This is a genomic window from uncultured Methylovirgula sp. (genome assembly GCF_947646745.1).
Classification (GTDB): Bacteria; Pseudomonadota; Alphaproteobacteria; order Rhizobiales; family Beijerinckiaceae; genus Methylovirgula.
Window position 1 is genome coordinate 1 of sequence record NZ_CANSHK010000061.1, and the last position, 11,817, is coordinate 11,817.

An 11,817-nucleotide genomic window follows, 5' to 3' on the forward strand; every position below is an offset into this window, starting at 1 on the left:
AGACCTGGTGCCGCGGGCGTCGCTGTGGCAGGGCCGGCCGGCGCTTTGGCTGCGGGCTGCGTCTCCGGCGGCACGGTAGGTTCCGCTGCGGGAGAAGGAGCCGCCGGCGGTGCCGACGTGACGCTGGCAGGCTTCGTCTCGGGCCGCACCGGCGGCCGGCGCGGACCGATCGGCGAAAATGGGGCGCGTCCGGCGGGCTGGCCCGGCGCCGAGGCAGCCACAGGTGTGACGGGCGCGAGCGGCGGCATTTGACGGGGGCCGACGGGTTCTTCGGGTGCGGGCGCCTCGGGAACGAAGGGTGGCAGCGGCAATTGCGGTTCAAGCGCTGCCGGCTTCAGCGGTTGCGCAGCGGGCAATTGCGCCGCTTCGACATGATCCTTCTCGCGCCGCTCCTTCTCGCGGTCCTTGTCGCGTTGCTGGCGGCCGTCGCGCGCTTCGGCGCGCACGATCTGCGACTCGATCAAGAGATCGTTGGGACCGCCGATCATGATCAAGTGCTCGGTGTTGTCGCGCCGCACGATGACAAGCTGGCGCTGACGGTCGAGATCGAAAGCATCGACAATGCCGAGCCGCAATTGCCGCCCGCGGCTGCCGGACATCCGCAAGCGGCGGCCGAAGGCCAAGCGGAAGACAAGCAGAACCAGCAAGGCCGCGACGATCAAGGCCATCGCGGCGGCGCCATAGGCCAGGGCCTTATTTCCACTGAGCAAACTCAAGGCTTGCATAAGCTCTCTTGATCCTTCGGATGGGCCGGGACGTCAGGTTCTCCGGCCGCTTTAGGCCATTTTCACGGAGCCGGCCAGTTTGACCCGTGGACCGCGAAATTGCCCTCAATTGGGTTACCTTAACACGCCGGGGCAGAGCCGTCCGGCGGGAGGTTAACAAATGGTTAATGCTGCCAGGCTGAAGCGACCGCTCGCCTCGAAACAATGACCTTAACGTGACGCAACTTTTGCGCAAGTGCCGCACGCTGATCTCATCGACTGCCGACGTGCTGAAAAGGCCGCCGCTTGCATTGCAAAGCCCGGCTGCCGGTCGCATTCTGCCGAATCATGATCTGCCGTATGTAGGTGGCAACGCCATACGACGAGGTGACATTTGACCCAGCAGCCGACCACCGCTTTCGACCGCACGGAGCGCGCCGGCAGCCCCGGTCTTGTCCTGCTTTTCGCAGCCTGTCTGGTCGCGCCGATCGCCGCCTTTTCCATTCTGCCGAAGGATGAAGCGGGCACGATGGTCATCGGTCTTTTGACCGTGCTCGCGGTCATCGGGATTTTCGCTTTGTTCGGCTATGCGGTCGGCTTCCTGCAATTTTCCGGTCAGGCGGCGCGCAACGATCTGACCCGCCTGATCTGCGACAGCGAGCCGGAAGGCGCCGTCGTCACCGATGCCGCCGGCAAGATCCTTTATGCCAACGAAGCCTATATGCGGCTCTCCGGCGCGCGCGACCCGAGCCAATTGAAAGTGGTCGAGCGGCTTTTTTCCGGCGCCTCGGATGTGTCCGAATCGATCTACCGGCTGGCGCAGGCTGCACGCGACGGCAAGCGCAATACCGAGGAACTGCGGCTCTCGCCGCCGCTGACGGGCGAGACCGGGGTCGGCTGGTATCGCGTGCGCGTGCGGCCGCTGAATTTTTCCGGCGCCAAAAGGGCGACGCTTTGGGCCGTCGCTGACGTGACGCGCGAGCGCGAACGGCATGAGAATGTCTTTCAGGAGCTGCAGCACGCAATCGACTTCCTCGATCACGCGCCGGCTGGATTCTTTTCCAGCGATGCGGCGGGCGCCGTCTCCTATATGAATGCGACGCTGGCGGGCTGGCTTGACTACGATCTCGCCCAGGTCGGATCCGGCGGTCTCGAATTGAACGATTTCGTCGCCGGCGGCGGCGCGGTTTTGCTTTCGAGCATTGCCGGCGCGCCGGGCGACGTCGTTACCGAGCAACTCGACATGGATTTCAAACGCCGCAATGGCCAGAGCCTGCCGGTGCGGCTGCTTCACCGGGTCGCCTTTGGGCAGGACGGCGCGGCCGGCGCCTCGCGCACATTGGTGCTGAACCGGGCGCCGGGGGAGGAGCCGGCGGAAGATTTGCGCGCCGCGGAAGTGCGCTTTGCGCGGCTCTTCCTCGCCGCACCGATGGCGATGGCGCTCGTCGACCGCAACGGCCGGATCAAACGCTCCAACGCCGCCTTCGCCAAATTAATGCCTGAGGCGCTCAAGCTGACGGACCCGGCGCAACGCAGCATCTATGGCGGCATTTCAACCGCCGACCGCGCCGCGCTCGAACAGGCGATCCATGCGGCGGCGGAGTCGAAAATCGATATTGCACCGGTCGATGTGCAGCTGTCCGGCGACCGCTCGGCGCGTCTGCTCTTCTCGGCGTCGGACGCATCGGACGGCCCCGGCGCAACGATCTATGCGCTCGATACGACCGAATTGCAGACCCTCAAGGAGAATTTCGCGCAATCGCAGAAGATGCAGGCCACCGGTCAGCTCGCCGGCGGCGTCGCGCATGATTTCAACAATATGCTGACCGCGATCATCGGCTATTCCGACCTGTTGCTCGCCAACCATCGGCCGACCGATCCGTCCTTCCAGGACATCATGCAGATCAAGCAGAATGCCAATCGCGCCGCGGCGCTGGTGCGGCAATTGCTCGCCTTTTCGCGGCGCCAGACGCTGCGGCCGGAAGTGCTGCAACTCGGCGACGTCCTCTCCGAATTGCAGTTCATGATGCGCCGGCTCGTCGGCGAGAAGAACGGCCTCGAATTGCGGCACGGCCGAGACCTTTGGCTCGTCAAGGCGGATCTCAATCAATTTGAGCAAGTGATCATCAATCTCGTCGTCAATGCACGCGACGCCATGCCGAACGGCGGCAAGATCGAATTGCGCATCGCCAATCTCGCGGCTGCCGATTGCGCCAAGCTCAATGAGAAATCGCTGCTGCCGGCCGATTATGTGATGATCGAGGTCGCCGATACCGGAACCGGAATCCCGGAAGAGGTGCGCGACAAGATCTTCGAGCCCTTCTTCACCACAAAGGAGGTCGGCAAGGGCACCGGCCTTGGCCTTGCCATGGTCTATGGCACCGTCAAGCAGACGGGCGGCTATGTCTTTTGCGATTCGACCGTCGGCGTCGGCACAACCTTCCGGATTCTGCTGCCGCGCTATCTGCCGAACGAAGGCGAGGAAGAAACCCGCAAGGAGCCCGTCAAAAAGGCGGCAACGGATCTCACCGGCCACGGCACCATTCTCCTCGTCGAAGACGAGGAGGCGGTGCGGGCCTTCGGCGCCCGCGCTTTGTCGGCGCGCGGCTATACGGTGCTCGAAGCGGCCAACGGCGCCGAGGCGCTCGAGGTCGCCGAGAAGAACGATAAAATCGACCTCATCGTTTCGGATGTGGTCATGCCGGAAATGGATGGCCCGACGATGTTCGGCGAAATGCGCAAGCGCGGCATTCATGCGAAAGTGATTTTCGTCTCCGGCTATGCCGAAGACGCGTTCGCGAAGAATTTGCCGGAAGGCGAGGATTTCGGCTTTCTGCCGAAGCCCTTTACCTTAAAGCAATTGATCGAAGCGGTGAAAGACGCGGCGCCGGCCGGCTGAGGCGACGATGAGCAGGGCTGGCTGCACTCTTCTCTGGCTTGGCATGACCGCGGCGGTCGCGGCCGCCTTGCCGGGAGCGGCCGGCGCGAAGCCGGCGGCCGGTCGCGCCGCCGAGTCCATCCGGCAAATCGCTCTCAGCCAAGACAAGATCACGCAATTTCTCGCCGCGCGACCGCCGCTCGAGGCCATTCTCGCGGGCGTTCCTGCGGGCGCCGCGGCGCCCGATCCCGGACTGCTGCGAAGGCTCAATGACACGGCGCGGAAAAACGGCTTTGCCGATTATGCCGACTATGAAGCCGTGGCGACCAACATCGTCTGGATTTTGACCGGCATCGATCCGCTCAGCAAAAAATATGTCGGTGTTCAGGCGGTGACGAAGCTCGAAGTCGCCGACCTGCTCGGCGACAAAACTCTGTCGCTCAAGCAACACAAACAATTGCTGGAGGCGCTGCACATGCAAATGCTCAGCGCCGGCCCGGTCAAATATGCCGCGAATGTTCCACTTGTCATAAAATTCTATGACAAATTACTCGCGGCGGACGCGAAAAATTAATCGCGCACCCATTTGCGACAGCGCTCATCCTCGCGCGCATAATAATGATGCCCCGACCGGCGATCGTAGCTTGTCGTGATCCGATGCGGGCGATGCCGCGGCGCCTGGCTGACGTCCCCGACCGGCCGAACCGGCTGGAACACGGCGCGGCAGGGCGCACTCAAATTCGCGACATTGGCCTGCATGCAGGCGGCGACCCGGTCGGCATCGGGGATTTCCGCCGAGCAGAGGCGGAAGGCGTCGGGCGTGCAGGCTTCGCGCTGCGCATCAGACACCTCGAAAGCGCGCGCGCCTACGCTGAAGCTCAAACTAAATCCGACCGCCAGCAGCAAGGCGCCGGTGCGGACGGTGATATTTTCTCGGACCATGCTGTTTTGCTCGCGCATGAACTCCCCCGCTCTTGACGATGCCGTTTGCGCCTCGGACATTCAGCCAAGCCGAATGCTAACACGGCAAAACTACTCACAGTTCCGTTACATAAATCAATTCACAAACTTCGCATCCCCGGCATGACAAGATGTGATCGCGGCTAAACGAACGCGTGCATGGCGATCGCGCCGATCTGCGCCGCGCATCACGCAGGATTGTGCGCCGGCGCGCGGATGCATCAATCTGACAGCCGTGCGACAAAACGAAATCCCCCGCGCTTCGATCGGGCTATGATGTGGCCTTCGCGATCGATCCTCACGGAAAAGATCGCGAATCCATCCACTGCGAAACGCTTAAATGCGGAGCCTATCGATGCGGACGCTCAAGACGCTTCTCGGGTTGGTCATCGCGAGCATGATGCTCGCCGGGGCGCAGCCCGCACTCGCGCGCCACCATCACCACCACGGCGAGATGGCCGCGTCCGGCCTCGCCGGCGACACATTGCTCATCATTCGCCATGCAGAAAAGCCGGAGCAGGATAATGGCGGGCCGGGCCTCGCGCCGGCCGGCGAGGCGCGCGCCAAGGCCTATGCCAGCTATTTTCAACATTTTGAGCTCGATGGCGCGCCGGTGAAGATCGATGCGATCATTGCCACTGCCGATTCGCAAGACAGCGAGCGGCCGCGCTTGACCGTTGCGCCCTTCAGCCAGGCGAGCGGCCTCAAAATCGAGCAGCCGTTTCCCGACAAGGAGGTGAAGGCGCTGGCGCATTGGCTCGCCGCGGGCGAACCCAACCGCACCATCCTCATCGCCTGGCATCACGGCAAATTGGCGAAGCTCTTAAACCAGCTCGGCGCCGATCCGGATCAACTTCTTCCGGACGGGATGTGGCCGGAGGATACGTATAATTGGGTGATCGCCCTCAGATATGATGCTCAAGGCGATCTTGCCGAAGCCAGGAAAATCGTCGAGCCCGCATTCGCCCATTGACGCGGGCTCAACGCATCAGGCGCTATTCGCCGCGGTAGCGGTGGCCATAGGCGTAGTAATGCGACCAGCGGGCCTGTGCGTCCTGCGTGCATTCGATGCCGCAAGGAACGCCCCAGATGTCGCGCGAGAGCGCGGCGAGGGACGGATAGGTTCCGTCCGGGTTCTGATAGATGCTATAGCGCTGCGTGGGATAATAGTGCCATCCCTGTGCTTGTGACGGGCTGCTCGCGGCCATTCCGAAGCAGCATGCCGCCGCGGCCAAAGCCGACTTCAAGACGCGCTGCATATTCGACCTCCAGGGTTGGGTTAGACCCCCTTGAAGGTTGAATATAGTGCGAAGCGGCAATCCTGAGCGGCTTCGTCGCGGCAAGCGCGGATAATATTTTCTTTAGCGTGCGGTGCAGGCGTCGAGCGGCCCGTTGAGGACGGCCCGATCAGGTCTTCAGCCGATAGCCGGTTTTGAAGATCCAGGCGACGATGCCAAGGCAGAGCGCCAGAAACAGCAAGGTCATGCCAAGGCTGATGCCGACGTTGATATCGGAGAGACCATAGAAGCTCCAGCGAAAGCCGCTGATCAGATAGACGACGGGGTTGATCAGAGTGACGTTGCGCCAGAACGGCGGCAGCATGTCGATCGAATAAAAACTGCCGCCGAGAAAGGTCAGCGGCGTCACGATCAACAGCGGGATCAATTGCAGCTTCTCGAAACTGTCCGCCCAAATGCCGATGACGAAGCCGAACAGGCTGAAGGTGACGCTGGTCAGGAGGAGAAAGGCCAGCATCCAGAGCGGATGCAGAATGTTGATGTTGATGAAGACCGCCGCCGTGGCGAGCGTCAGGAGACCGAGAAAGATCGATTTCGCCGCCGCCGCGCCGACATAGGCGATGACGATCTCGACCGCCGAGATGGGCGCCGACAAAATCTCGTAGATCGTCCCGACGAAGCGCGGGAAATAGATGCCGAACGAGGCGTTGCTGATGCTCTGCGTCAGGAGATTCAGCATGATGAGGCCGGGCACGATGAAAGCGCCATAGCTGACCCCGCCGACATGCGAGATGCGCGAGCCGATCGCCGAGCCGAAAACGACGAAATAGAGCGCCGTCGAAAGCACGGGCGAGACGATGCTCTGCAGCATGGTGCGCCGCATGCGGGCCATTTCGTAGATCCAAATTGCTCGGATCGCCTGAAAATTCATGAGCTCTTTCCGATGAGGCCGACGAAAATATCTTCGAGCGAACTTTGCTCTGTGCGCAGGTCGGCAATGCCGATGCCGGCGGCATTGAGGCTTTCAAGCAGGGCCGCGACCGGTGCGGTGCCGCCGTCCTCCGCATAAGTGTAAGTCAGTTCGCTGCCGTCGTCGCTGAGGCTCAGCGCAAAGGCGTGCAGAGAAGCGGGCAGGGCGGCGAGCGGGGCGCTGAGCGCCAGCGTCAGCTTCTTCTTGCCGAGCTGTTGCATCAGCCGCTTCTTGTCCTCGACCAAGATCAATTCGCCCTGGCGGATGACGCCGACGCGGTCGGCCATTTCCTCGGCTTCTTCGAGATAATGCGTGGTGAGGATGATCGTCGTGCCGGCGGCGCGCAATTTACGCACCAGGTCCCACATGCCGCGGCGCAATTCGACATCGACGCCGGCGGTCGGCTCGTCGAGGAAGAGAATGTTTGGCTCGTGCGACAGCGCCTTGGCGATCATCAGGCGCCGCTTCATGCCGCCGGAGAGCGTGCGCGCCTGGCTGTCCTTGCGGTCCCAGAGCGCGAGATCGCGCAACAGGCTTTCCAGATAGGCATCGTCCGGCTTCTTGCCGAAAAGGCCGCGGCTGAGCTTGACCGTTGCGAAAACGCTTTCGAAGAAATCGATGGTCAATTCCTGCGGCACGAGGCCGATCATGGCGCGCGCGGCGCGATAGTCGCGGATGATATCGTGGCCGGCGGCGCTGATCTGGCCGGCGGTCGGGGTGACGATGCCGCAGATGATGCTGATCAGCGTCGTCTTGCCGGCGCCGTTCGGGCCGAGCAGAGCGAAAATTTCGCCTTTGTTGATCTCGAGACTCACATCCTTCAGCGCCACACGGCCGCCGGCATAGGTCTTCGAGAGATGACTGACGGAAATGATGGGGGACATAGGTCGGATGAGGATGAGCGACTCGGGGGCGCCTTTTAGAGCATCGCGGCGGGAAGTGGAAACCCGATTTATATCGGTCTATCGGCCGCGCTCCGAAACCCCGCCAACGGACCGAGGACAATTTTTCTCCTCGATCGTCAGCGGCGCCGCGGCAAGGCTCGCGCATGATGACAAAGGCATGAAGGGGACGGTGCGGGCTGCGCCGCCCGAACGGCGCCCGAAACGCGATCGGGAAGCGGAAGGTCGAGGCAAGGGCTGAAGGGCGGAAAGCGATCTTAGAACAAAAAAAGAACTTGGCGGACGAGAACAAATAGCGTACGTTTGCATAATCAGATTTAGGGTCGCGGCGTCATTGTTGCCGCTGCGGACTGCATTGCACTTGTCCACGCGCCCATGTCAGAAGGGAATATCCAATGAGCCAAGCGAATCTCCGCCTTGTGGAAGGAACATCCGTGGACAAGTCCAAGGCGCTCGACGCCGCCGTCTCCCAGATCGAGAGGGCCTTCGGCAAAGGCTCGATCATGCGTCTCGGCAAAAGCCAGAAAGCGGTCGAGATCGAGACCATTTCGACGGGTTCGCTCGGCCTCGATATCGCGCTCGGCGTCGGCGGCCTGCCGCGCGGCCGGGTCGTCGAAATTTACGGGCCGGAATCCTCCGGCAAGACGACGTTGACGTTGCATGTCATCGCCGAGGCGCAAAAGCATGGCGGCGTTTGTGCCTTCATCGATGCCGAACATGCGCTCGACCCGGTCTATGCGCGCAAGCTCGGCGTCAATCTCGACGAATTGTTGATTTCGCAGCCCGACACCGGCGAGCAGGCGCTGGAAATCACCGACACTCTGGTCCGCTCGGGCTCCGTCGACGTGCTCGTGATCGATTCCGTGGCGGCACTGACGCCGCGGGCCGAAATCGACGGCGAAATGGGCGAGAGCCAGCCGGGTCTCCAGGCGCGGCTGATGAGCCAGGCGCTCCGTAAGCTGACCGCTTCGATCTCCAAGTCGCACACCATGGTCATCTTCATCAATCAGATCCGCATGAAGATCGGCGTCATGTATGGCAGCCCGGAGACGACGACGGGCGGCAATGCGTTGAAGTTTTATGCTTCGGTGCGGCTCGACATCCGCCGTATCGGTTCGATCAAGGAGCGCGAGGAGGTCGTCGGCAACCAGACGCGCGTGAAAGTGGTGAAGAACAAGGTCGCGCCGCCCTTCAAACAGGTCGAATTCGACATCATGTACGGGGCCGGCGTTTCGAAGACCGGCGAATTGATCGACCTTGGCGTCAAAGCCGGCGTCGTCGAGAAATCCGGTGCCTGGTTCTCCTACGATAGCCAGAGGCTCGGCCAGGGCCGCGAGAATGCCAAAGCCTATCTGAAGGCCAATCCTGAGATCGCCGATCGGATCGAACAGGTGATCCGCGAGAATTCCGGCCTGATCGCCCAGCGCATTCTCGATCCGGGTGAGGCCGAGGACGGCGCGCTCGACGGTTGAGGCGCCGGCTGTTCCAGCGCTCGACACGGGGAGGGCGGAAAGCTAGAAGACAAGCTTTCCTTCCCGCTCGGATCGTCGCGGCTTAATCGCCGCGCGCATGGATGCAGAGATGAACGGCGTCAGTGAGATCAGGACTGCGTTTCTCGACTATTTCGCCCGGCATGGGCATGAGGTCGTTGCCTCCTCGCCGCTCGTCCCGCGCAATGACCCGACGTTGATGTTCACCAATGCCGGCATGGTGCAATTCAAGAACGTCTTCACCGGCATCGAGAAGCGGCCTTATACGCGCGCCACCACGGCGCAGAAATGCGTCCGCGCCGGCGGCAAGCACAACGACCTCGACAATGTCGGCTATACGGCGCGCCATCACACCTTTTTTGAAATGCTCGGCAATTTCTCCTTTGGTGATTATTTCAAGGCCGAAGCGATCGAACTTGCCTATAAATTGACGACCGAAGTTTTTGGGCTGCCAAAGGACAAGCTTCTGGTCACGGTTTATCACACCGACGACGAAGCGTTCCGGCTGTGGAAGAAGATCGCCGGTTTTCCGGACGAAAAGATCATCCGCATCGCCAGTTCCGACAATTTCTGGTCGATGGGCGATACCGGACCCTGCGGCCCGTGCTCGGAGATTTTCTTCGATCAGGGCGAAAAATTTGCCGGCGGCCCGCCCGGCAGCCCGGATGAAGACGGCGACCGTTTTCTCGAATTCTGGAATCTCGTCTTCATGCAATATGAGCAGATCGCGCCGGGCGAACGGGTCGATCTGCCGCGCCCGTCGATCGACACCGGCATGGGGCTTGAGCGCATCGCCGCCCTGCTGCAGGGCGTGCCGTCGAATTACGATATCGATCTGATGCGCGCTTTGGTGCTGGCGGTCGCGCAAGTAACCGGCGTCGGTCCGGACGGGCCGCAAAAGGCGAGCCATCGCGTCATCGCCGATCATTTGCGCGCTTCGGCTTTTCTCGTCGCCGACGGCGTTTTGCCGTCGAACGAAGGCCGCGGCTATGTCTTGCGCCGCATCATGCGTCGCGCCATGCGCCATGCGCAGCTTCTCGGCGCGAAAGAGCCTGTCATGTGGCGGCTCGTGCCGGTGTTGGTGCGCGAAATGGGGCAGGCCTATCCGGAACTCATCCGCGCCGAGGCCCTGATCGTCGAGACCTTGCGATTGGAAGAGTCTCGTTTTCTGACGACGCTGGCACGCGGCCTTGCGATCCTCGACGAAGAAACGCGCAACCTGCCGCAAGGCGGCGTTCTCCCGGGTGCGGCGGCCTTCAAACTTTACGACACCTATGGCTTTCCGCTGGACTTGACGCAGGACGCTTTGCGCAGCCGCGGCTTAGGCGTCGATGTCGCGGGTTTCAACACGGCCATGGATCAGCAGCGCGCCGAGGCACGCAAGGCGTGGGCGGGGTCGGGTGAAGCGGCGACCGAATCGATCTGGTTCGGACTGAAAGAGCGCGTCGGGGCGACGGACTTTCTGGGCTACGAGACCGAGACGGCCGAGGGCGTCATTGTCGCGCTGCTCAAGGACGGGCGCGAGGTTGAGCGGCTCGCGGCGGGCGAAACCGGCCAGATCATCCTCAATCAGACGCCTTTCTACGGCGAATCCGGCGGCCAAGTCGGCGATACGGGCGTAATCCGCGCGGCGAACTTCGGCTTCCGCGTCGCCAATACGCATAAAAAGCTCGGCGATCTTTTCGTTCATGACGGCAAGGTCGAGAGCGGCCATGCGACGGTCGGGCTTTCTGTCGAGCTCGACGTCGATCACGCCCGGCGCAGCGCCGTGCGTGGCAATCATTCGGCGACCCATCTTCTACACGAATCCTTGCGCCGCGTTCTCGGCGATCACGTCGCGCAGAAGGGCTCGCTCGTCGCGCCGGATCGTCTGCGGTTCGACTTTGCCCACCCGAAACCGATTTCTGCCGAAGAGCTTGCCGAGGTCGAGGACATCGCCAATCGGGTCGTTCTGCAGAACGCGCCGGTCGAGACGCGACTGATGGATGTTGATGCGGCGATCGAGTCGGGCGCCCGCGCTCTCTTCGGCGAAAAATATGGCGATCAGGTGCGCGTCGTCTCGATGGGCGACGCGTTGGAGATGGCGGATGGTGCGCGCCCCAACGCGGCCTTTTCGGTCGAGCTTTGCGGCGGCACGCATGTGCGCCGCACCGGCGACATCGGGCTTATTTCGATCGTATCGGAATCGCCGGTCGCCGCCGGGGTGCGGCGCATCGAGGCGAAGACCGGTCAAGTCGCGCGCCGTCACTTGAACGAGCAGGCGCAGCGGCTTCAGGAGCTCGCGCACTTGCTCAAGGCGCCGGACGAGGAAGCCGCGACGCGCCTCGCGCATGTGCTGGACGAGCGTCGCAAGCTCGAGCGCGAATTGAGCGAGGCGCGCAAGCGCCTGGCGATGGGCGGCGGTGCGGCGCAAGCGCCGGTCGAAGAGATCAGCGGCATCAAATTCTTCCGCAAGGAAGTTTCGGGCGTCGATATGAAGGATCTGAAATCGCTAGCGGATGAGGCCAAGCAGAGTCTCGGCTCCGGCGTCGTCGCCATCGTCGGCATCGATGCCGAGGGCAAGGCCGGCGTCGTCGTCGGCGTCACCGACGATCTGACGCCCCGTTTCGATGCCGTGGCGCTGGTGCGGACCGCCGCCGCAAAGCTCGGCGGCAAGGGCGGCGGTGGCCGGCGCG

At 62.5% G+C, this 11,817-nt stretch carries 10 protein-coding genes; 5 read left to right on the top strand and 5 right to left on the bottom strand.

Translation table 11 applies throughout. The features are described 5' to 3' along the window. Nucleotides 1-725: flagellar biosynthetic protein FliO (locus tag Q0025_RS14160; RefSeq protein WP_297300239.1), on the bottom strand; the 725-nt coding region annotated here is incomplete at its 3' end. A 373-nt stretch (nucleotides 726-1,098) separates the two neighbouring features. Here Q0025_RS14160 and cckA point away from each other — a divergent pair. Both cckA and Q0025_RS14170 read left to right on the top strand, forming a co-directional pair. Then, complete coding sequence (gene cckA / locus Q0025_RS14165) at nucleotides 1,099-3,603, top strand: cell cycle histidine kinase CckA (RefSeq protein WP_297300241.1); 2,505 nt, start codon at nucleotides 1,099-1,101, stop codon at nucleotides 3,601-3,603. 7 nt (nucleotides 3,604-3,610) lie between these two features. After that, nucleotides 3,611-4,156 carry a hypothetical protein gene (locus Q0025_RS14170; RefSeq protein ID WP_297300243.1) on the top strand — a complete coding sequence of 182 codons (546 nt, stop codon included), beginning with the start codon at nucleotides 3,611-3,613 and terminating at the stop codon, nucleotides 4,154-4,156. On the opposite strand, the gene Q0025_RS14175 is transcribed toward Q0025_RS14170, so the two are convergent. After that, a complete protein-coding gene (locus Q0025_RS14175) occupies nucleotides 4,153-4,524 on the bottom strand; it encodes a hypothetical protein (protein ID WP_297300244.1) in 372 nt (123 codons plus the stop codon). The genes Q0025_RS14170 and Q0025_RS14175 overlap by 4 nt on opposite strands. A 373-nt stretch (nucleotides 4,525-4,897) precedes the next feature. Here Q0025_RS14175 and Q0025_RS14180 point away from each other — a divergent pair, with 373 nt between their 5' ends. After that, complete coding sequence (locus tag Q0025_RS14180) at nucleotides 4,898-5,515, top strand: flagellar basal body-associated protein FliL (RefSeq protein WP_297300245.1); 618 nt, start codon at nucleotides 4,898-4,900, stop codon at nucleotides 5,513-5,515. Between the two features lie 22 nt (nucleotides 5,516-5,537). Here Q0025_RS14180 and Q0025_RS14185 read toward each other — a convergent pair whose 3' ends face one another. The 3 genes from Q0025_RS14185 to Q0025_RS14195 all read right to left on the bottom strand — a co-directional run bounded on the left by Q0025_RS14185 (nucleotide 5,538) and on the right by Q0025_RS14195 (nucleotide 7,634). Then, nucleotides 5,538-5,801: a hypothetical protein gene (locus Q0025_RS14185; protein ID WP_297300247.1), complete on the bottom strand. Its 264-nt coding sequence runs from the start codon at nucleotides 5,799-5,801 to the stop codon at nucleotides 5,538-5,540. 148 nt (nucleotides 5,802-5,949) lie between these two features. Then, nucleotides 5,950-6,711, bottom strand: a complete 762-nt coding sequence (locus tag Q0025_RS14190; RefSeq protein ID WP_297300249.1) for an ABC transporter permease — start codon at nucleotides 6,709-6,711, stop codon at nucleotides 5,950-5,952. Next, nucleotides 6,708-7,634: an ABC transporter ATP-binding protein gene (locus Q0025_RS14195; RefSeq protein WP_297300251.1), complete on the bottom strand. Its 927-nt coding sequence runs from the start codon at nucleotides 7,632-7,634 to the stop codon at nucleotides 6,708-6,710. The genes Q0025_RS14190 and Q0025_RS14195 overlap by 4 nt, the downstream gene beginning before the upstream one ends. Nucleotides 7,635-8,047: 413 nt before the next feature. Here Q0025_RS14195 and recA point away from each other — a divergent pair, with 413 nt between their 5' ends. Both recA and alaS read left to right on the top strand, forming a co-directional pair. Continuing rightward, nucleotides 8,048-9,124 carry a recombinase RecA gene (recA, locus tag Q0025_RS14200; protein WP_297300253.1) on the top strand — a complete coding sequence of 359 codons (1,077 nt, stop codon included), beginning with the start codon at nucleotides 8,048-8,050 and terminating at the stop codon, nucleotides 9,122-9,124. A gap of 109 nt (nucleotides 9,125-9,233) precedes the next feature. After that, a partial coding sequence (gene alaS, locus Q0025_RS14205; protein ID WP_297300254.1) for an alanine--tRNA ligase occupies nucleotides 9,234-11,817 on the top strand: 2,584 nt, incomplete at its 3' end.